Here is a 21,002-nt window from a genome sequence, read left to right as displayed (position 1 = left end):
CGATCGAGTGCCGCCCGCGCGGCGCTCGATATGCGCCCCCACTCAAGACTCAAACCGATCACCTCCCAGCCTTCATGCAATCTCCACGCATTTCCCCTTACCAACGCAAGTCTCGCTGCCCTGCCAATGCCTGCGGCCCAAGCCACTGCACCCCACGCAACAAAGGCGTTAGCGCCGCCTCCGACTGCAACTCGAACACTACCTGCGCCCGGCGCCCTCGCAGGTCGGCATCCACGGCCAGTTGATGCTGCCCCTGCTGCACCAACTGCCCGCGCAGGCGCCAGCCGCTTTGGCAGCCCATTTCCAACCAGCCCTGCCCCAGGCCGAGCGACCAGGGCTCGCTCAGGGCAAGGTCAGTTACCGTCATGCGGCCTTCGCTGGCACGGCATTGGCGCCCTGCCCCCTGAATTCGCAATGCCCCCTGCCACTGTCCCGCCAGGCGGTAATCCGTCGGAACGGTCGCCTGGGCGCCCACCGCAGAGGCGTCGAGCCGCCAGCGCCACGGCCAGCCTTCGGCGCGCAACTGCCAGGCCTGGCCCTGAAAGCCCAGCTGCGCATTCGCCTGCAAGCGCCAAGGCTGGACCGTCCAGTGCAAAGGCCCGACGGGGCCCAACTGTTGGGCCTGGCCTTGCCACAGGCTGCCACTGGCGTCACGCATTGGCAGGCCGAATGCACGCACCACCCAATTGGCCGGAAGCTCAACCAATACCGACACCACGAACACCAGCACAACCCACGCCATGCCCTTGCGGCTCATGGCTGCATCACCAGGTTGAAGCGCAGGCCCTTGCCATCCTGCTCCAGCCCCCATTGCAGTAGCTGTGCACCTTCTGCACGCAGGCTTTGCAACCAGCCTTGCAGTACGCGCTCGTCTGCCACCTGCCCACGCAGTTGCCAGGTCTTGCCCTGCGCATCGACCTCGGCCAGTTCGATCTGCCGCGCCTGGGCCGACTGTCGGAGCCGCTCCAGGTTCAGCCCCGGGCCGCCTTGCAGGCTGACGGCCTGTTCGGCCAGCCCGCGCCACTGGCTGAGCTCGCGCCATTGCGCAAGGCCTGCGCGCAGGGTCAGGAAGGTCAGCAACAGGGCAATCAGCGCCCAAGCAAACTTCAAACGATGACGCTGTACCCAGTCCCGGTTCATGAGGCTGCTCCCAGGTCGAACACCACTTGGCCGTCCTGCACCTGGACCGAGGCCCCGGCAGCTGTCGCCATCTCGCTCCATGGCGGCGCACTGCCCTCGCCCTCCAGCCGCAAGTGCCAACGCTGGCCATCGAAGTGCACCGCTTGCAGACGCCAGCCGGAGTGGTCACGCAGCCAGGCCTGCAACGCCGTCTGCAGGTCTTCGAGCTGGCGCGTGCGCAGTTGCTGTTGCAATTCATTTTCGCGCAGGCGCTTGAGGGCCTGCGCGGCTTGCCGGGGGCTGGCCTGCTCACCGGTCACGGCGACGACCTGGCTGCGCCAGAGTTGCGCCTGGGCCCACTGCTTGCTCAACCACAGCCCGCCCCAGACGGCAGCCAGTACCAGACAGGCCGCGAGCAGCCGTTGCTGCGGCCGGGACACCACTGGCAGCGAGCGCACCTTGCGGGTACGCTCGAACAGGCCGGGCAATGAATCGAGCGGTGCCAGCGTACTGGGCCAGTCACCGCTCAGCGGAACCTTTTGCAGCTCCGCCCACGGTTGCCGTGGCACCTCGCCCAATGCATCCGGCCAGGCCAGCCAGTGCTCCTGCCTGTCTTCGGCCAGCCCTTTGTACAAATACATGCCGGGTGTGCGCTGCCATTGCCAGGCATGTCCCGACTCGGGCGGCGGCAGCAGCTGTAGTTCTGCCCAGCAACGTGCCACCTGCAAGCCCCATTCGGCGCACTGCCCGCGCCAGTCCTCCAGTTGCTGACGAGCCACTACCAGTAACCGAAGATGGCCGGGCTCGCGGGCCAGGCAGGCGCATGTCACCTCGTCAATGGCCTGCAGCAAGCGGTCTTCGAGCAACAGCGGCCATTCTTCACGCTTGAGCCCCGGCGGTGCCGGCACGCGGAAGTAGCTGCAGGCCTCGGCAGGCAGGATCAACGCCACACGGGCCTGCAGGTTCGCCGGGGGCTCGCCCTGCCCTTGGCGTTGCACAAGGCCGCCCTCGGCCAGCGCCCAGTGCCAGACAACGCCCGGTCGCAGCAACAACCACGGCTGGGCCGGGCTGCGCCGCCGCCATTCAAACTTCATGAGCGCCCCCACGGGAGGGCGAAGGTGCAGACATAGGGTGCTCCGTCACGCTGCAGTTCCAGACGCACGCCACGGCCGGGGTGCGCAGGTTGGTCGGAAGGCCAGGCCAGCCAGCGGCCGCCCTGGTAATAGAGAACATTCATGGCGCTGACCTGGTCGAGCCGCTCGCGCTGGACCCAGCGTGGGGCGGCGGCGGCATAGAGATCGGCCGAGCTTTCCAGCAGCAGGCGCTGCTCGCGGGCCTCGAAGCGCAGGCGCTGGCGCTGCAGGCGCGAGCCGCCCTCGGCTTCCGGCATGCCGGTGCTGGCGACCCAGAGCAACTGGTTGCTTGCCGGTTGCCAGTCCAGCCAGCGGCTTGCCAAGGGCAGGCGCTGGTCGTAGACCCGGCGCATTACCGGGCTATCGAAGCGACGCTCCAGAGCCAGGCAGAAGTCCAGCACCGAGGTTTCCTGCGCGGTGACCTGCAGGCGCTCGCGAACCTTGAGCCAGCCGTTGACCAGGGCGGCGAGCATGATGCCGAGCACAGCAGTGAGTGCCAGGGCGACCATCAGCTCGATCAGGGTAAGGCCGGCCTGGCGGTGCTTGCTCGGCTGGGTCCAAGGCTGACGGGTATACGCCCTCCCTGTGGGAGCGGGCGCGCCCGCGAACACCGGCGCAGCCGGTGCCATGCACCGCGGTGCCTGCTTCGCGGGTAAACCCGCTCCCACAGGGGCAGCACAAGCTTCACGATCTCTGTCACTCACGGCTGATCCAGGGGCAGGCACCTGCGCGGGGTGGTACTGGGCCTCTGTGGGAGCGGGCGCGCCCGCGAACACCGGCGAAGCCGGTGCCATCCACCGAGTCGCCTGCTTCGCGGGTAAACCCGCTCCCACAAGAACCGCGCAAGCTTTACGATCTCTGTAACTCATGGCCGCTCCAGGGGCAGGCCGGCCTGTCGCTGCTTCACACGCTGGATGCTGGGCTGACGGGTATACGCCCTCCCTGTGGGAGCGGGTTCACCCGCGAACACCGGCGAAGCCGGTGCCATACACCGCGGTGCCTGCTTCGCGGGTAAACCCGCTCCCACAGGGGCAGCACAAGCTTCACGATCTCTGTCACTCACGGCTGATCCAGGGGCAGGCACCTGCGCGGGGTGGTACTGGGCCTCTGTGGGAGCGGGCGCGCCCGCGAACACCGGCGAAGCCGGTGCCACTCCACCGAGTCGCCTCGCCTTCGCCCGGGCGAGTGCCCGTCGTCCCGACACGGGGCGAGCACAAGCTTCACGATCTCTGTCACTCACGGCTGATCCAGGGGCAGGCACCTGCGCGGGGTGGAACTGGGTCTCTGTGGGAGCGGGCGCGCCCGCGAACACCGGCGAAGCCGGTGCCATACACCGAGTCGCCTGCTTCGCGGGCATGCCCGCTCCCACAGGGGCCGCGCAAGCTTCACGGTTTCTGTAACTCATGGCCGCTCCAGGAACACGGTGTACTGGCCTAGCGGCAGGCGCTGGTCGCGGTCGGCGAACAACAGCAGCTCGCCACGGCGCAGGTCACGTACGCCGGTGCGGCGCAGCTGCAGTTGCCAGTGGCAGCGCTGGCCGCCCTGGCTCAGTTCACCTCCAACCTGGTTTGCCGCCGGCCAGTACTGCTCGACGGCAAAGCGGGTTTGCAGTTCTCGCGCGCATAGCAGGCCAAGGCGGTGTTGCTGCAGGTTGTCCTGCACCGCCAGGCGCTGGCGCAAAACCTGGCTGGTGATCACTGCCAGCACCGCGGCAATCGCCAGGGCCACGGTCACCTCAAGCAGGGTGAAACCACGCTGATGCCGCTTCATGGGGCGACCACCACCTGCAAGCGGCCATCGCGGCTCCAGGCCCATTGCTCGCTGCCATCGGCCCAGCGCCAGCGCACGTTGCCCGGTTGCGCCCAGCCATGCGGGGTGAACAACAGGCGCGGCTGTGGGCTGGCCGGCCAGTCCGGGCGCAGGCCCTTGGGCCAGTCACCAAGGGCGACAGCTTCGACCTCCCAGCCATTACCCTCGCGCCGGACGAACTCCGGGCGCTGGCCATTCCAGCGCAGCCCGCGCAGCTGCCCGGCATGCCGGGCCAGCGCGGCCTGCGCCCGGGTCTCGCTCGCCAGCCGTTGCAGCGCCTGGTCGACACTGGCCTGGCTGTTGCCGAACCCGGCCACCGCCAATCCGGTCATCAGCCCGGCGATGGCCAGCACCACCAGCAATTCGATCAGGCTGAAGCCCCGCTGACGACGCACCCGTTACAGCTCCCAGTTACCCAGGTCGGCATCCTGGCCTTCGCCGCCCGGCAGGCCGTCGGCGCCCAGCGAGTACACGTCGACCCGGCCATGCTCGCCGGGCATGCGGTACTGGTACGGGGTGCCCCACGGGTCTTCCGGCAGGCGGCGCACGTAGCCGTCGCTGCGCCAGGCCCGTGGCAGCGGTTCCTGGGCCGGCTTTTTCACCAGCGCGGCCAGGCCCTGCTCGCTACTGGGGAAGCGCAGGTTGTCCAGGCGGTACATGTCCAGCGCCTGCTCCAGGGTGGCCAGGTCGGCCATCACTTTCTGCTTCATGGCCTTGTCCTGGTTGCCCAGCACGCTGGGCGCGACCACGGCGATCAGCAGGCCGATGATGAAGATCACCACCATGATTTCCATGAGGGTGAAACCGCGCTGGCGGTTACGTCGATGCTGCATGGCAGTACTCCTTGTCGTCACAGTTGCAGGCCCTGGTTGAGTTGCATGATCGGCAACAGCACCGCCAGCACGATGAACAGCACCACGGCGCCCATCACCAGGATCATCAGGGGTTCGAACAGCGCCATGGCGGTATCGACCTGGCGGGCGAAGCCGCGCTCCTGGTCGTCGGCCACGCGCTCGAGCATGTCGGCCAAAGTGCCGCTGGCCTCGCCGCTGCCGACCATGTTCACCAGCAGCGGCGGGAACTGCTGGCTGGCATCCAGCGCGCGATGCAGGCTGGTGCCGCCCTGCACCTGCTGGCGCACCTGCTCCATGGCCAGGCGGATACGCCGGTTGCCGACGGTTTCGGTGGCCACTTGCAGGGCTTCGAGCAGGGCCACGCCGCTGCCGCTGAGGATTGCCAGGCTGCGTGCCAGGCGCGCGCTTTCCAGCACCTGCAGCAGGCTGCCGATATGTGGCAGGCGTAGCAGCAACTGGTCGCGGCGCAGGCACCAGTGCGGCTTGCGCAGCAACCAGCCGCCGAGCGCGCCGAGCAACAGGGCCAGCCCCAAAAGCCAGGGTCCGGCCTGCACCAGCCCTTGGCTCAGGCCGATCAGCAGCGATGTAATGAGCGGCAGGCTTTGCCCGGCATGGGCGAATTGTTCGGTGAGCTTGGGTACGACGAAGGTCATCAGGCCTACCACCACGGCAAGCGACACCCCCATCAACACGGCGGGGTAGATCAGCGCGGTACGTGCCTTGTGCTGCTGTCGTTGAACCTGCTCCAGGTGGTCGGCGAGGCGGGTCAGCACCTGGGCCAGGCGGCCGGACCGCTCGCCGGCCTCGACCAGCGCGCAGTACAGGCCGGTAAACGGTGCCCCCTGACGTGCCAGGCTGCGAGCCAGGCCCAGGCCTTCGGCCAACGAGCCGCGCAAGGCCACCAGCACACCGTGCAGGGCGGGCTGGCGCAGTTGCCGTTCCAGGGTTGCCAGGGCGTCGACCAGAGGGATGCCGGCACCGGTCAGGGTGGCCAGCTGACGAGTCAGTTCGCACAGCTGGGCGCGGCTCAGGCGCTGGCGCCGGGGTTGCCGGGTGCCGGCTTCGTGACGCTGCAAGCGGCGGGCAAACAGGCCCTGCTCACGCAACAACTGGCGGGCGTGGCGTTCGCTGTCGGCCTGCAAGCTGGCCTTGTGGGTCTTGCCGGCTAGGTCGACGGCCTGGTAGCGATAGGTCGGCATGGCTCAGCCCTGCACCACGCGCAGTACTTCGGCCAGGCTGGTCTCGCCACGGGCCAGGCAGTCGCTGGCCATCGCCACCAGGCTCTGCCGGCGCTCGGCCAGGTAGTCCTGCATGGCCAGTTCACTGGCGCCGTCGTACAACAGGCCGATCAGCCCGGCATCCAGCTCGATGAATTCATACAGGCCCAGGCGCCCGATATACCCGCTGCCCTGGCATTGCTCGCAGCCCACCGCGTGGTAGCTGCTGCCCAGCGCCGCCAGTTCGGGCCACAGGTCGCGTTCCGCCGGCTGCAGCGGGTGCGCGACGGCGCAACTGCAAAGGCGCCGCACCAGGCGCTGGGCCAGTACGCCGCGCAGGCACGAGGCGATCAGGAACGGTTCGATGCCCATGTCGCGCAGGCGGGTCACCGCGCCCACCGCACTGTTGGTGTGCAGCGTGGACAACACCAGGTGGCCGGTGAGGCTGGCTTGCACGGCGATCTGCGCGGTCTCCTGGTCACGGATTTCGCCGAGCATGATCACGTCCGGGTCCTGGCGCAGGATGGCGCGCAGGCCGCTGGCAAAGGTCAGCCCGGCACGCGGGTTGATAGCGGTCTGGCCGATGCCGGCGATAGCGTATTCCACCGGGTCCTCGACAGTGAGGATGTTGCGGCTGCCGTCGTTGAGGCTGTTGAGGCTGGCATACAGGGTAGTGGTCTTGCCCGAACCGGTCGGCCCCGTGGACAGCACGATGCCGTTGGGCCGTGCCAGGCAACTGCGCAGGCCCTGCAACACCGCCGCTGGCATGCCCAGGTTGCCCAGCGCCAGCAGGCTGGCCTGCTTGTCGAGCACGCGCATCACCACCCGTTCACCGTGGATGCCGGGCAGTGTCGAGACCCGCACATCCACTTCGCGCCCCGCCGCACGCAGGGTGATACGGCCATCCTGGGGCTGGCGCTTTTCGGCGATGTCCAGACGGGCCATGACCTTGATCCGCGACACCAGCATGGCCGACAGCGCACGCGGTGGGCGCAACACTTCGCGCAGGTGGCCATCGACCCGCAGGCGCACCACCAGGCTCTGCTCGAAGGTTTCTATATGAATGTCCGAAGCGCGCAGGCGCAGGGCCTGGCCGAACAGGCCGTTGATCAGGCGGATCACCGGGGCTTCGTCGTCGCTTTCCAGCAGGTCCTCGATGCGCGGCATTTCGCTCATCAGGCTGTCCAGGTCGACCTGGTCGCCGATGCCTTCGATCAGCGCCTCGGTGGCAGCATCGCCGGCCTGGTACAGCTGGCCGAGGCGTTCGTCGAACAGTGCAGGCTCCAGGTATTCGAGCAGGCTGGGCTGGCCGTGCACGCGCAGCAGCTCCTGCAATTGGGCGCTGTCGGCGTCGTGCCGCAACCATAGCTGCCAGCCCTGCTCCGCAGGGGCCATGGCCACCCCGCTCTGCCGTGCCTGGCGATAAGGCAGCATCACCAGTCACCGCCTTCCAGCCGTGCACGGCTGGAGGGGAACACCTGCAGCAACGGCGTAGCGTCTTGCGCATCCGCAAGGTCGGGCAACTGCAGCGGTGTGGTCTGCTGCAAGGTGCGGTACTTGTCTTCGCTGAGCCCGGCCAGGCTCGGCCCGTCACGCAGGATGCGCGGGCGGATGAACACCATCAGGTTCTGCTTGGTGTTCTTGGTGGCGTCGGAGCGGAACAGCCGGCCCAGGTAAGGGATATCGCCAAGCAGCGGCACGCGCTGGTCGCTGGTGCTCAGTTCGTCGCTGATCAGGCCGCCGAGGATCACCAGGCCGTTGTCCTCGACCATGACCTTGGTCTTGATCTCGCGCTTGTTGGTGATCACGTCGCTGGCAGCCGTAGTGTCGGCAATCGACGACACTTCCTGGACGATGTCCAGGCGCACGCTGTTGTCGACGTTGATCTGCGGCTTGATGCGCAGCTTCACCCCGACTTCCTTGCGCTCGATGGTCTGGTACGGGTTGGCATTGTTCTGCGTCACCGATCCTGTGACGAAGGGCACTTCCTGGCCGACCAGGATCGACGCCTCGGCGTTGTCCAGGGTCAGCAGGGTGGGCGTGGACAGCAGGTTGAAGCCGCTCTTGCCCTTCAGCGCGTTGACCAGCATGGCGAAGTTGAAGCCGCCGCCGAAATGGCCGATACCCGCCATGGCGCCGGTGGTGCTGGACAGCAGGTCGCCAAGGGCCTCGTTGTCGCCACTGGCAGCGGCCCCGGCGATGCTGGCGATGTTTACCCCGTTGCTGCCGAAATTGACGATACCGGCACCGAACTTCTCGTCAGCGAACAGCCACTGCACGCCCAGTTCCTGGGCGCTGCTGTCGGACACCTCGGCGATGATCGCTTCCACCACTACCTGGGCACGGCGGATGTCCAGCTGCTCGACAATGGCGCGGTAGGCGGCCAGCTCGCTATCGGGGCCGACCATGACCACGGCGTTGGTGCCTTCTTCGTACTCCAGGCGGATGCCCGAGCCTCCGGCGACAGGCACTACGGGCCTGTCCTTGCCCTCTGCTTCGCCCGCACCTTCAGAGGGTGCCATGCCTTCCTGGCTGAGCCCGCGCAACACCTTGACCACTTCGCCCGCATTGGCATGGCGCAGGTAGATGACCTGGGTACTGCCGCTGCCTGGTGCGTCCTGGGGGCGGTCAAGCTGGCGCAGCAAGCTGGCGATACGTTCCAGGTTGCTGCGCCAGTCGGTAACTACCAACTGGTGCGCCGCCGGATAAGGTGTGATCACACCGACCCGTGGGTCGATCAGGGGCTTGAGAATGCCCAGCACCTGCTCGCTGGCGGCGTTGCGCACATTGAATACCCGCGTGGCCACGCTGTCGCTGCCTTCCCCCTGCTGCCCTCCCGCCTCCACCGGCACCGGCTCCAGGCGAGCGGCCTGGTCGGGAACGATCTTCACGCTGCCGTTGGGCAGGTCGACAGTGGCGTAGCCCTGGGCGCGCAGCTGGGCCAGGAAGATGTCGTAGATGGCATCGGCGTCGTGCAGGTCGACGGTGCGCACGGTGACCTTGCCCTTGACCCGGGGGTCGACGATGAAGGTGGTGCCGGTGATGCGCGACACGCTGTCGATGAACTCGCCCAGTTCGGTGTCGACGAAGTTCACCTCGTACATCGGCGTACCGTTGTCGTCGAACACCGGCTCTTCAGCACAGGCCATGGACAGGGCCAGGCTCAGCGCGGCCGCCACGCAATATCTAACAGGCATCGTTCATCCTTGCCGCTTGAAGCCGGTCACGGCGGAGCGTGGCGGCCAGGGCAGGCGTTCACGCCGCCCCTGGTTGTTGAAAATCAGGCCATCGCTGTCGATGTCCTGCAGCACGATCCCTGGTGCCAGGCGCTGGCCGCGGGCCAAGGTGCGCACCTGCTCGCCATAGCGCAGCACCACCACGCTGGAGGTCAGCGGCTGGGCCTTGAGGCCACCCAGGTATTGCAACGGCAGGCGGGTGATGGCGATGGCACCGTCGTCGACGGGTACCTGCCAATGGCCAACCATCAAGCCAGGCAGCGGCTTGTCGGGCGCGGCAGGCGCAGTGGCCGGTTGCGGCTGGCGGCCCAGTAGCAGCACGCACTGGGCGGCCAGCCAGCCGGCCAGGGTCAGGCCAGCGCCAGTCAGCAGGCGCGGGGCGAGCATCACGAGGCCAGTTGCCTTGGGTGCCAGCCCGGGTGCCCCTGCACATAGCGCACTTCGGGCAGTTGCAGCGGCGCCAGTTGCCAGTCGCTCGCCTGGCGGGCGAGCCAGGCTTCGACCCGTTGCCACAGCGGCTCGCCGGCCTGGGTTTCGAATTGCAGGCCAAAGGTGCGGCACAGGCCCTGCACCGGTTCCAGGCCACTGATGCGCTTGCCTTGCGGGCTGTAGCTGACACGCCAGGCCTGGCCCTGCCAGCGCGGCAGGTCCTGGCTGTTGTCCAGCAGCAGCGGGTCGCCGAACAGTTGCTCCGCGGCGTTTTCCAAAACTTGCTCGACCTGCCGGGCCGGCGCTTCGACCACCGGTGCCGGGTAGCCACCGGTGAGGCTGATCAGGTGTTCGCGGGTAATGGCCGCCCCGGCGGGCAGCGGGTAGTCGTAACGCAGGCCCGGCAGCAACACCGGCATGCTGCTGTCGTCGGCCAGGGCCTGATGCAGCAGGCGGTCCCAGCTGCCGCCTCGGGTATCGCGGCGCCACAGCGCCTGGGGCGCGCGGGCCAGCGGTTGATCGAGCCAGGCCGCGTGGCCGGCGCGCTGCTGGCGCAATTCTGCCTGTAATGCCCCGACACGCTGCTGCGCGGCGGGTGCCAGCTGTTGCTCAAAGGCCGGGAAGAAACGCCCGTCGAACTGCCACAGCCCGGCCACGCGCTGGCAGCGCAGGCGGAAGGCGCCGCTGCCCCGGCAACCGGCGAACAGCACCGGCACGCGGCGGCCGCTGGCCTGGCTCACCTCGACCGGCGCCGGCCACAGGTCCTGGCCGCGGGCACACAGCAGCACGTCGATCTGCGCCACCCGCTCGGCCAGCCACAGACCCGGCCCGGTACCGACATCGGCCATGGCCACCACCAGGTCGGCCTCGCGCCGGGCTTGTTCGAACACCGGCTGCAATGACTGGTACCACTGTTTAAGGGAGGCTTTCTGGTCCTGGGCGTAGGGGTCGGTCACGCCGACCACGGCAATACGTGCACCGCCGCGTTCGAAGACGTGCAAGGCTTCCAGGCCCAACGCCAGGCGTTGCGTGTCTGCCAGCCCGGCGCCCAGGGTAACGGCGCCAGCCTGGCGATACAGCGCCGGGCTGCGCTGTGGCCACAGCACGCGCTCGTCGCTGCTGACCCGCGCTTCGCTGCCCAGCAGCTGGCTGCCCTGCAGGCCGCTTTCGCCTTGGGTCAGGTAGGCCAGGCCACTGCCATTCCAGCCCTGGCCGTTTTCCAGGGTCAGGCTGTTGCCCGCCCCAGCCTCGCCGCGCAGCTGCTCGAGCAACGCCGCCAGCACCGCGTAGCCGCCCAGCTGGGCAGATGCAGCCTGGCTGGCATCGAGCAGCGGCGCCAGTTTCGGGTAGGCGATGCTGGCACTGCTGCCGGTCATCCATGGGGCGCGGCCCAGGTGGCTGACCGGCCCCAGGCGGGTGGCCGGCACCACCGCCTGGCCAGGCTGGCGGGCATCGAGGGTATCGGCCACATACAGCAGGTCGAGGCTGGCGTTGCCGCCCTGCTGCCCAGGGAAGGCGGAGCAGGCGCCGAGCAACGGAGCCAAAGCACCGATACCCATCCAGCCGATCACTTCGCGCCTGTGCACACTGCTTGCCATCGAACCCGCCATCCTTATCCATGTTCATTCAGGGCCCCGGATGTTGCGGCGTTGGCATTACAGTTTGATGGCAGAAATCCGACAGCCATTCCAAAGTGATCTGTACAGCACGCTTCTAAGAGCAAGTTGTTTTAAAACCCCCTTAACATTTCTGCCAATGAATCATCATATTTGCGCACTAAAGTCGCGGTTTCCTCTAACTCAGCCAACATAAGGACACCCTGATGAGTCGAGATACCGGCGACAACCTGGACCGGAACCAAAGCGGCAACCTGCCGATGGCCAGCGTCATGGACGCCTACCTGAGCCGCCGCAGCGTGATGCGCGGCAGCCTGGGCGCCGCCATCGCCATGATTGCCGGTACCGGCCTGACAGGCTGCTTCGACGGTGGTGGTTCCGATCACGATGATCCGGTCACCGAGCCGCCGGTCACCGAGCCACCCGTGACTGAGCCGGAAGTGCCGAAACTGGCACTGGGCTTCCAGTCCATCCCGGGCTCGCGCACCGACGCCTGCGTGGTTGCCGCCGGCTACAGCGCCTACGTGCTGGCGCCCTGGGGCACGCCGATCAACAGCAACGGCAACCCGTGGAAGTCCGACGGCAGCAACACCTCGACCGACCAGGCCAACGCCATGGGCATGCACCATGACGGCATGCACTTCTTCCCCATCAATGGCAGCTCCGAAGACGGCCTGCTGGCGATCAACTTCGAGTACATCGACACCGCCGCCCTGCACCCTGCCGGCCCGACCACCGATGTGAACGGCAAGCGCCCGGTCGAGGAAGTGCGCAAGGAAATCAACGCCCACGGCGCCGGCGTGGTGCGCCTGCAGAAAATCGGCGGCCGCTGGCAGGTGGTCGACAACGACCCGCTCAACCGCCGCTTCACTACCGCCTCGCGCATGGAAATCACCGGCCCGCTACGGGGTACCGAGCACGTCAAGACCAAGTACTCCACCGCCGGCACCCACTGCCGCGGTACCAACAACAACTGCGGCAACGGCTATACCCCGTGGGGCACCTACCTGACCTGTGAAGAGAACTGGCCAGGCATCTTCGTCAACAAGGGCACCCGCCCCGAAGACCAGCGCCGCATTGGCGTGGGCACCTCCAGCGGCCAATACAAGTGGGAAACCGCGGCCGGTGACAGCAGCGAAGTGGCCGACGAATTCGCCCGTTTCGACGTCACCGTCAAAGGCGCCAGCGCCACCGACGACTACCGCAACGAAGCCAGCACCTACGGCTATATCGTCGAAATCGACCCGTACAACAGCAACACCCTGGCCACCAAGCGCACGGCGCTGGGCCGCTTCCGCCACGAAGGCTGCGCCCCGGGCCTGCCCGTCGCCGGCAAGCCGCTGGTGTGGTACATGGGTGACGACTCGAACAACGAGTACCTGTACAAGTGGGTGTCCACCGCAGTGTGGGACGCCGCCGACGCCAACCCGGCCGACCGCCTGGCCACCGGCGCCAAGTACCTCGACCAGGGCAAGCTCTACGTCGCCCGCTTCAATGCCGACGGCACCGGTGTATGGCTGCTGCTGGACGTAGGCACCGCCACCACTGGCGGCAGTACCCTGGGCGCACTGTATGGCGACCTGCCGGGCATCATCCTCAACACCCGCGGTGCTGCCGATGCCGTGGGCGCAACGCCGATGGACCGCCCGGAATGGACCACGGTCAACCCGCTCAACGGCGACGTGTACCTGACCCTGACCAACAACAGCGCGCGCACCCCGGAAAAGGTCGATGCAGCCAACCCGCGCGGCCCGAACCGTCACGGCCACATCATCCGCTGGCACGACAGCGACGACCAGCTGAGCTTCACCTGGGACATCTTCGTGTTCGGCGCCAACGCCGCCGGCACCGCCGACATCAACCGCTCCGGCCTGACCGAACTGAACCAGTTCGCCAGCCCGGACGGCATGAGCTTCGATAGCCGTGGCGTGCTGTGGTTCGAGACCGACAACGGCGAGAGCACCGTGACCGACTACACCAACGACCAGCTGCTGGCAGTGATCCCCACCAACCTGGTGGATGCCAGCGGCAAGCAGGTGCCGGTGAACGCACAGAACCAGGTGGACCTGCGCCGCTTCTTCGTCGGGCCGAATGGCTGCGAAGTGACCGGGATTACCTTTACCCCGGACAACAAGACGCTGTTCGTCAACATCCAGCACCCGGAGAACTGGCCGTATACCGACAAGGCCACCGATGCCACCCCGGCAGGTGCCACGGTAAGGCCGCGGGCTGCGACGGTGGTGATCCAGCGTATCGATGGCGGGGAGATTGGCACCGCCTGATCGAGCTGTGCACGGGGGCCGCTTTGCGGCCCTATCGCGACACAAGGCCGCTCCTACAAGGGATCGCATTCCCCCTGTAGGAGCGGCCTTGTGTCGCGATAGGGCTGCAAAGCAGCCCCGGCAATCTCAAGCCTTACCACACCATCGGCTCGCGGCTACGCACCCGAACTTGCTGCGCCGGCACCCGGGCATGCCATTGCCCCCCCCAGCGCCTCCACCTGGAACTCGCTGCGCTCAACCGTTCGAAGGGATCGCATTCCCCTGTAGGAGCGGCCTTGTGTCGCGATGGGCTGCAAAGCAGCCCCGGCAATCTCAAGCCCTACCACACCATCGGCTCACGGCTACGCACCCGCACTTGCTGCGCCGGCACCCGGGCATGCCATTGCACCACCCCCAGCGCCTCCACCTGGAACTCGCTGCGTATCACCCGCCCCTCCTCCGCGAACGACAGCTGCAACAGGAAGTACCCGCTGTTCAGCAGCAGCCCTTCGCTCAAGCGCTCGAAGGTTTCGTCATCCACCGCCCCCAGGGCCTGGCGTAGCGCAGTTGCATCCACATACCCCGACGCCGGCCGGCCGCTGATGATGCGGCTGAGCAACGAGCGCGGATAGCGCCCTTCATACAGCGCCTCCAGCAATGGCAGATGCTCCAGCCCAAGGGCATTGGCATTCAGCCGCCAGCCGGTGGTCTGCGGCAAGGCGCACAGCATCGGGTAACGGCTTTGGCGGCTGGTATCCGGTTCCAGTAGCAGGTTCAGCTCGCTGGTATCGAGCATCGGCTGGTTGGCTGCCAGGCGCGGTGGTTGCTGGCGCAGGTACTGGGCGCTCTCGGCGCCCTGCAGGCGGGCATCGCTGTCGGCATCCAGCCAGTCGGCCAGGGCATCGACCAGGCGCTCGGCAGCCATGTCGTCGCCCAGCAGGTAACGCAACTGGCGCGCAGCACGCTCGCCGTCAGCGCCAAGCAGCGCATTGACGTTGAAACAGGTGTGCTGGTCGCGCACCCGCAACTGCGCCTGGCCGGCGCCAAAATCGTAGTTCAACGGCTGCCCGCGCAAGGCTTGCCAGAACAGCGGGCTAAGCCGCCAGCTGGGGTCACGCAGGGCCTGCTCGGCATAGGCCAGGCCGGCCTGTTCCATCGCTCGCGCCTGCACCCGCTGGTGCAACAGGCGCACATCATCGACCTGGCGTCGGCCATCTTCCACCAGCCAGGCCATGCCCGCCGCCAGCATCGCCAGCACCACCATCACCATCAGCAGGGCCGCGCCCTGCTGTTGCCTGCCACCCATCCTTGCCTGCCTCTGTCGCCGAATAAAGACGCCAGTCAACACGCCCGGTGTTGCAGGTAGATGGCAGTGGCCGTTCGTCATGTGTACGTCATCTGCGCGAGGCAGGATTGTCTTTCCTTTTCATGACCTTACAGGAGTGGTCGCAATGGGTGGCATTGGAATCTGGCAACTGGTGATCGTACTGCTGATCGTATTCCTGCTGTTTGGTACCAAGCGCCTCAAGGGCCTGGGCAGCGATGTGGGCGAGGCGATCCAGGGTTTTCGCAAGTCCATGGGCGGCGACAATGACGCCAACGCCCCTGGCCAGGCGCAGGTGCAGCAACAGGCACCGCTGACTGGCCAGGCCACACAACAGCCTCAACCGGACCGTCAGCCCTGATGTTCGAGGTAGGCTTCAGCGAGTTGCTGCTGGTCGGCATCGTCGCGCTGTTGGTTTTAGGCCCGGAGCGCCTGCCGGTGGCGGCACGCACCCTCGGGCGCGGCCTGGGCCAGGCACGCAGGGCCATGCACGCCCTGCGCACGCAGGTGGAGCGGGAGATCGAACTGCCCGCTGTCGAGCTACCCACTCTCGACAGTGCGCCTTTGCAGCGCCTGGAACAGGAGATCCGCCAAGGCATCAGCCTGAACGCGGAGCCGGCCAATGATGCGGCCACGGTCGCTCCCCCCAAGGAAAACCTTTCATGAGCATTGCCATGGACCCGGCGGCGAGCATGCCGCTGACCGAACACCTGCGCGACCTGCGCAAACGCCTGGTGCGTTGCCTGGCGCTGGTGGCGCTGGTGTTCGCCGGGCTGTTCCCCTTCGCCCAGACGCTGTACACGCTGATCTCCGAACCGCTGCGGCGCTTCTTGCCGGAAGGCGCGAGCATGATCGCCACCAGCGTCACTTCGCCGTTCCTGACACCGTTCAAGCTGACCGCGATGTGCGCAGTGTTCGTCGCCATGCCGCTGCTGCTGCACCAGGCCTGGGGCTTTCTGGCGCCGGGGCTGTACCGCCGTGAACGGCGCGTTGCCCTGCCGTTGCTGGTGTCGAGCATCGTGCTGTTCTATGCCGGCATGGCCTTCGCATTCTTCCTGGTGTTCCCGATGATGTTCGGCTTCTTTGCAAGCGTTACACCGGAGGGCGTGGCGATGATGACCGATATCAGCCAGTACCTGGACTTTATCCTGGCGCTGTTTCTGGCGTTCGGGCTGGCGTTCGAGATCCCGGTAGCGACGTTTATCGTGGTTTGGGTGGGGTTGGCCGATGTGGCTACGTTGCGACGCAGCAGGCCCTACGTGATAGTCGGCTGCTTTGTGGTGGGGATGATACTGACGCCGCCGGATGTGTTTTCGCAGACGATGCTGGCGGTGCCGATGTGGGTGCTGTTCGAGGTGGGGTTGCTGGCTTGTGGGTGGTTGAAGCGGCCTGGGCAGGGCAAGGAGATTGTGGCTGGGTTGTAGGGCCTCTTCGCGGGTAAACCCGCTCCCACAGGGATCGCACAATATCCGAGGGTTGTGCGATCCCTGTGGGAGCGGGTTTACCCGCGAATAGCCTTGATGCGGTTTAGAACTCGGCGAGCCGCCAGACTTCGTAGGCTGGCGTCTCGTACGGGTGGCTCTGCTTGAGTGCAGCGACGACCTGGGCAATCAGGTCGTCAGCCACCACCAGCTCCACCTTCCACTCTTCCACCACCTCGACCTGGCCGGTTTGCCCGAGGAACGGCTGGCTGCCGTCCAGCGGGCGGAACTGGCCCTGGCCCAGCGTCTGCCAGGCGCAGTGATCATAGTCGCCGATGCGCCCGCCACCCGCGGCGAACACAGCGGCCTTGACCACTTCGACGTGGCTGGCGGGGACGAAAAAGGCGAGCTTGTACACGCCTTAGTTCACCCACACCCGTGCGTTACGGAACATACGCATCAGTGCGGCATCTTCCTGCCACTCATCCGGGCGCCAGGAGTTCTGCACGGCACGGAACACACGCTCCGGGTGCGGCATCATGATGGTCACGCGGCCGTCGCGGCTGGTGAGGCCGGTGATACCACGCGGCGAGCCGTTCGGGTTGGCCGGGTAGGCTTCGGTGACCTTGCCGTGGTTGTCGACGTAGCGCAGGGCCACGCAACCGGACAGATCGGCTGCCAGCAGTGCTTCTTCGCTGGCGAACTCGGCATGGCCTTCACCGTGGGCGATGGCGATCGGCATGCGCGAACCGGCCATGCCCTGCAGGAAGATCGAGTTGGACTTCTGCACTTCGACCATGGCCACACGCGCTTCGAACTGCTCCGAGCGGTTGCGCACGAAGTGCGGCCAGTGCTCGGTGCCCGGGATCAGCTCGTGCAGGTTGGACATCATCTGGCAACCGTTGCACACGCCCAGGGCGAAGCTGTCGGTACGCTCGAAGAAGGCCTGGAAGGCGTCACGGGCGCGGCTGTTGAACAGCGCCGACTTGGCCCAGCCTTCACCGGCACCCAGCACATCGCCGTAGGAGAAGCCACCGCAGGCGACCAGGCCCTTGAAGGCTTCGAAGTCGACACGGCCAGCGAGGATGTCGCTCATGTGCACGTCGATGGCGGCGAAGCCGGCACGGTCGAAGGCGGCTGCCATCTCGACCTGGCCGTTGACGCCCTGCTCGCGCAGGATGGCCACTTGCGGGCGCACGCCCTTCTTGATGTACGGCGCGGCGATGTCGTCGTTGACATCGAAGCCCAGCTTGACCGACAGGCCCGGGTTGTCTTCCTCGAGCAGCAGGTCGAATTCCTGGTCAGCGCAGTCGGCGTTGTCGCGCAGGCGCTGGATCTGGTAGCTGGTCTCGGCCCACTGGCGCTGCAGCATGCGGCGGTCGTCGTCGAACAGCACTTCGCCGTTCAGGCTGATGGACACTTCACCGTTGTTGACCGGCTTGCCGATCACCGCGACGCAGCCTTCACCCAGGCCAGCGGCGCTGAACTGTGCCAGTACGTCGGGGGTGGCATCCTGGCGAACCTGGATGACCGCGCCCAGCTCTTCGTTGAAGAGGATGGCCGGCACGTCGCCCTGGCTGTCGGTCAGCGGGTCGAGGTGCAGGTCGAGGCCGCAGTGGCCGGCGAAGGCCATTTCCAGCACGGTGGTGACCAGGCCGCCGTCGGAGCGGTCGTGGTAGGCCAGCAGGTGGCCATCTTCGTTCAGGCCCTGGATCACGGCGAAGAACGCCTTCAGGTCTTCGGCGTCGTCGACGTCCGGTGCCTGGGCAGCGATCTTGCCGTAGGTCTGTGCCAGGATCGAGGCGCCCATGCGGTTCTTGCCGCGGCCCAGGTCGATCAGGATCAGGTCGGTCTCGCCCTTGTCCATGCGCAGTTGCGGGGTCAGGGTCTTGCGGATGTCGGTGACCGGGGCGAAGCCGGTGATGATCAGCGACATTGGCGAGGTAACGCTCTTCTCGACGCCCTCGTCGCTCCACTTGGTCTTCATCGACATCGAGTCTTTGCCGACCGGAATGGTAATACCCAGTTCCGGGCACAGCTCCATGCCGACAGCCTTGACGGTGTCGTACAGGCGGGCGTCTTCACCTGGGTGGCCGGCGGCAGACATCCAGTTGGCCGACAGTTTGATGTCAGACAGCTTCTCGATGCGCGAGGCAGCCAGGTTGGTCAGTGTCTCGCCAATTGCCATGCGGCCGGACGCCGGGGCATCCAGCAGAGCCAGCGGGGTACGCTCGCCCATGGCCATGGCTTCACCGGTGTAGACGTCGAAGCTGGTGGCGGTGACGGCGCAGTCGGCCACCGGTACCTGCCACGGGCCGACCATCTGGTCACGAGCTACCAGGCCGGTGATGGTGCGGTCGCCGATGGTGATCAGGAAGCTCTTGCTGGCCACGGCCGGGTGGCTGAGGACGCGCTGAACGGCATTGTCCAGGTCCAGCTTGCTCGGGTCGAAGTCATCGCCCAGCTCGGCTTCGCGGGTAACCGAACGGTGCATGCGTGGCGGCTTGCCCAGCAGCACGTCGAGCGGCATGTCTACCGGCGTGTTGCCGAAGTGGCTATCGCTTACGGTCAGGTGTTGCTCTTCAGTCGCTTCACCCACTACGGCAAACGGGCAACGCTCACGCTCGCAGATTGCCTTGAAGCGCTCGAAGTCGACGGCGCTGACGGCCAGCACGTAACGCTCCTGCGATTCGTTGCTCCAGATTTCGTGCGGGGCCATGCCCGGCTCGTCGTTGGGCACGTTGCGCAGTTCGAAGCGGCCACCACGGCCACCGTCGTTGACCAGCTCAGGGAAGGCGTTGGAGATACCGCCGGCGCCAACGTCGTGGATGAAGGCGATCGGGTTGTTGTCGCCCAGCTGCCAGCAGCGGTCGATGACCTCTTGGCAACGGCGCTCCATTTCCGGGTTTTCGCGCTGTACCGAAGCGAAGTCCAGGTCAGCCGAGCTGGCACCGGTAGCCACCGACGAAGCGGCGCCGCCGCCCAGGCCGATCAGCATGGCCGGGCCACCGAGCACGATCAGCTTGGCGCCGACAGTGATCTCGCCCTTCTGCACGTGGTCTTCACGGATGTTGCCCATACCACCGGCCAGCATGATCGGCTTGTGGTAGCCGCGCACTTCTTCACCGTGCGGGGTGTTGATGGCCTGCTCGAAGGTACGGAAGTAGCCGGTCAGCGCCGGGCGACCGAATTCGTTGTTGAACGCAGCGCCACCCAGTGGGCCTTCGATCATGATGTCGAGGGCGTCGACGATGCGCTCAGGCTTGCCGTAGGCCTGCTCCCACGGCTGTTCGAAGCCCGGGATACGCAGGTTGGACACGGTGAAGCCGGTCAGGCCAGCCTTGGGCTTGGCGCCACGGCCGGTCGCGCCTTCGTCGCGGATTTCACCGCCGGAGCCGGTGGAGGCGCCGGAGAACGGGGCGATGGCGGTCGGGTGGTTGTGCGTCTCGACCTTCATCAGGATGTGCACCGGCTCCTGCACCGCGCCGTACTGGCGGGTTTCAGGGTTCGGGAAGAAACGGCCGGCAACGTTGCCGACGATCACCGAGGCGTTGTCCTTGTACGCAGACAGCACACCTTCGTTGTGCATCTGGTAGGTGTTCTTGATCATGCCGAACAGGCTCTTTTCCTGAGCCTGGCCGTCGATGTCCCAACTGGCGTTGAAGATCTTGTGGCGGCAGTGCTCGGAGTTGGCCTGGGCGAACATCATCAGTTCGATGTCGTTCGGGTTGCGCTTGAGGCCCTGGAAGGCGTTGACCAGGTAGTCGATCTCGTCTTCGGCCAGGGCCAGGCCCAGGTCGATGTTGGCCTTGGCCAGGGCGTCACGGCCACCGGCGAGGATGTCCACCGAGGTCATCGGCTTGGGCTGGGCATGGCTGAACAGGTCAGCGGCCTGCTCCAGCTGGCCGAGCACGCGCTGGGTCATGCGGTCGTGCAGCTCGGCGGCGATCAGTTCGGCGTCGGCTTCGCTCAGGTTGCCGGCAACGTAGTAGGCGATACCGCGCTCCAGGCGCTGGATCGACTGCAGGCCGCAGTTGTGGGCGATGTCGCTGGCCTTGCTGGCCCACGGCGAAATGGTGCCCAGGCGCGGCACGACCAGGAACAGGCGGCCGCTCGGCTCCTGTACCGGCACGCTCGGGCCGTACTTGAGCAGACGCCCCAGCACCTGCTGCTGGTCGGCGGTCAGCTCGCCGTCGACATCGGCGAAGTGGGCAAATTCGGCATACAAACCAGTAACAGCGGGGACTTTCTGGCTCAGTTGCTCGAGTAATTTACCGTGGCGAAAGGCAGAAAGGGCAGGAGCGCCGCGCAGGATCAACATCGTCGGGACAGCCTCAGGAAGGGGTGTGCTTAGAGGCCGTGCATTCTAGCCTAATTCGAAGGGTTTCGGCACCCGCTCTAAGCCACGGCTGCCGGGCGGCGGAACCGGACTTGCGGGTCAAAAAAATACACCTGCTTCGCTCGCCCTGTAGGAGCGGCCTTGTGTCGCGATGGGGCGCGCAACGGCCCCGGATTTTCAGCTCCGCCGCAAATATCCCGGGGCCGCTGCGCGCCCCATCGCGACACAAGGCCGCTCCTACAAG

The 21,002-nt window shown here is 66.6% G+C and carries 19 protein-coding genes; 4 read left to right on the top strand and 15 right to left on the bottom strand.

The features are described 5' to 3' along the window. Window positions 1–97: 97 nt before the first annotated feature. From C163_RS05165 to C163_RS05110, 12 genes are all read right to left on the bottom strand, one after another. Complete coding sequence (locus C163_RS05165; protein ID WP_025337905.1) at window positions 98–757, bottom strand: general secretion pathway protein GspN; 660 nt, start codon at window positions 755–757, stop codon at window positions 98–100. Beyond that, window positions 754–1,140 carry a type II secretion system protein GspM gene (gene gspM / locus C163_RS05160; protein ID WP_025337904.1) on the bottom strand — a complete coding sequence of 129 codons (387 nt, stop codon included), beginning with the start codon at window positions 1,138–1,140 and terminating at the stop codon, window positions 754–756. The genes C163_RS05165 and gspM overlap by 4 nt, the downstream gene beginning before the upstream one ends. Continuing rightward, a complete protein-coding gene (gene gspL / locus C163_RS05155; RefSeq protein ID WP_025337903.1) occupies window positions 1,137–2,213 on the bottom strand; it encodes a type II secretion system protein GspL in 1,077 nt (358 codons plus the stop codon). Before gspL ends, gspM begins: the two co-directional genes overlap by 4 nt. Next, the gene (locus C163_RS05150) at window positions 2,210–2,881 is read right to left on the bottom strand and encodes a type II secretion system protein (RefSeq protein WP_025337902.1); all 672 of its coding nucleotides are present in this window, start codon (window positions 2,879–2,881) and stop codon (window positions 2,210–2,212) included. The genes gspL and C163_RS05150 overlap by 4 nt, the downstream gene beginning before the upstream one ends. Before the next feature lie 772 nt (window positions 2,882–3,653). Then, on the bottom strand, window positions 3,654–4,022 hold the full coding sequence (locus C163_RS05145; protein ID WP_025337901.1) for a type II secretion system protein GspI: 369 nt from the start codon (window positions 4,020–4,022) through the stop codon (window positions 3,654–3,656). Further along, entirely contained in the window at window positions 4,019–4,456 is a 438-nt protein-coding gene (gene gspH, locus C163_RS05140) for a type II secretion system minor pseudopilin GspH (RefSeq protein ID WP_025337900.1), read from the bottom strand. Before gspH ends, C163_RS05145 begins: the two co-directional genes overlap by 4 nt. A 3-nt stretch (window positions 4,457–4,459) precedes the next feature. Further along, window positions 4,460–4,894: a type II secretion system major pseudopilin GspG gene (gene gspG / locus C163_RS05135; protein ID WP_013971171.1), complete on the bottom strand. Its 435-nt coding sequence runs from the start codon at window positions 4,892–4,894 to the stop codon at window positions 4,460–4,462. A gap of 17 nt (window positions 4,895–4,911) precedes the next feature. After that, entirely contained in the window at window positions 4,912–6,114 is a 1,203-nt protein-coding gene (gene gspF, locus C163_RS05130; RefSeq protein ID WP_025337899.1) for a type II secretion system inner membrane protein GspF, read from the bottom strand. Window positions 6,115–6,117: 3 nt separating this feature from the next. Beyond that, entirely contained in the window at window positions 6,118–7,566 is a 1,449-nt protein-coding gene (locus tag C163_RS05125) for a GspE/PulE family protein (RefSeq protein ID WP_025337898.1), read from the bottom strand. Continuing rightward, window positions 7,566–9,329 carry a type II secretion system secretin GspD gene (gspD, locus tag C163_RS05120; protein WP_075043924.1) on the bottom strand — a complete coding sequence of 588 codons (1,764 nt, stop codon included), beginning with the start codon at window positions 9,327–9,329 and terminating at the stop codon, window positions 7,566–7,568. Before gspD ends, C163_RS05125 begins: the two co-directional genes overlap by 1 nt. Window positions 9,330–9,332: 3 nt before the next feature. Next, window positions 9,333–9,755 (bottom strand): pilus assembly protein PilZ, encoded by a 423-nt coding sequence (locus C163_RS05115; RefSeq protein WP_038407947.1) that lies wholly within the window; start codon window positions 9,753–9,755, stop codon window positions 9,333–9,335. Continuing rightward, a complete protein-coding gene (locus C163_RS05110) occupies window positions 9,755–11,395 on the bottom strand; it encodes a hypothetical protein (protein ID WP_025337895.1) in 1,641 nt (546 codons plus the stop codon). The genes C163_RS05115 and C163_RS05110 overlap by 1 nt, the downstream gene beginning before the upstream one ends. A 224-nt stretch (window positions 11,396–11,619) precedes the next feature. Between C163_RS05110 and C163_RS05105 the strand changes: the two genes are divergently transcribed. Next, the gene (locus C163_RS05105) at window positions 11,620–13,695 is read left to right on the top strand and encodes a PhoX family phosphatase (RefSeq protein WP_025337894.1); all 2,076 of its coding nucleotides are present in this window, start codon (window positions 11,620–11,622) and stop codon (window positions 13,693–13,695) included. A gap of 319 nt (window positions 13,696–14,014) precedes the next feature. On the opposite strand, the gene gspK is transcribed toward C163_RS05105, so the two are convergent. Beyond that, window positions 14,015–14,980, bottom strand: coding sequence for a type II secretion system minor pseudopilin GspK (gene gspK, locus C163_RS05100; RefSeq protein ID WP_025337893.1), 966 nt, complete (start codon window positions 14,978–14,980; stop codon window positions 14,015–14,017). Between the two features lie 145 nt (window positions 14,981–15,125). Here gspK and tatA point away from each other — a divergent pair, with 145 nt between their 5' ends. Genes tatA through tatC form a run of 3 tightly spaced genes read left to right on the top strand, consistent with a single transcriptional unit; the run spans window position 15,126 to window position 16,422 of the window. Further along, on the top strand, window positions 15,126–15,359 hold the full coding sequence (tatA, locus tag C163_RS05095) for a twin-arginine translocase TatA/TatE family subunit (protein ID WP_025337892.1): 234 nt from the start codon (window positions 15,126–15,128) through the stop codon (window positions 15,357–15,359). Next, complete coding sequence (gene tatB / locus C163_RS05090) at window positions 15,359–15,664, top strand: Sec-independent protein translocase protein TatB (RefSeq protein ID WP_025337891.1); 306 nt, start codon at window positions 15,359–15,361, stop codon at window positions 15,662–15,664. Before tatA ends, tatB begins: the two co-directional genes overlap by 1 nt. After that, on the top strand, window positions 15,661–16,422 hold the full coding sequence (tatC, locus tag C163_RS05085; RefSeq protein ID WP_025337890.1) for a twin-arginine translocase subunit TatC: 762 nt from the start codon (window positions 15,661–15,663) through the stop codon (window positions 16,420–16,422). Before tatB ends, tatC begins: the two co-directional genes overlap by 4 nt. Window positions 16,423–16,525: 103 nt before the next feature. Here tatC and C163_RS05080 read toward each other — a convergent pair whose 3' ends face one another. Both C163_RS05080 and purL read right to left on the bottom strand, forming a co-directional pair. Beyond that, complete coding sequence (locus C163_RS05080; RefSeq protein WP_015269114.1) at window positions 16,526–16,837, bottom strand: hypothetical protein; 312 nt, start codon at window positions 16,835–16,837, stop codon at window positions 16,526–16,528. Window positions 16,838–16,840: 3 nt separating this feature from the next. After that, window positions 16,841–20,740: a phosphoribosylformylglycinamidine synthase gene (purL, locus tag C163_RS05075; protein ID WP_025337889.1), complete on the bottom strand. Its 3,900-nt coding sequence runs from the start codon at window positions 20,738–20,740 to the stop codon at window positions 16,841–16,843. Window positions 20,741–21,002 lie beyond the last annotated feature (262 nt).

Source organism: Pseudomonas sp. FGI182 (assembly GCF_000511325.1).
In the GTDB taxonomy this organism is placed as follows: domain Bacteria; phylum Pseudomonadota; class Gammaproteobacteria; order Pseudomonadales; family Pseudomonadaceae; genus Aquipseudomonas; species Aquipseudomonas putida_Z.
The sequence above is the reverse complement of the archived record's forward strand: the minus strand, read 5'-3'. Positions and strand labels throughout refer to the sequence as shown.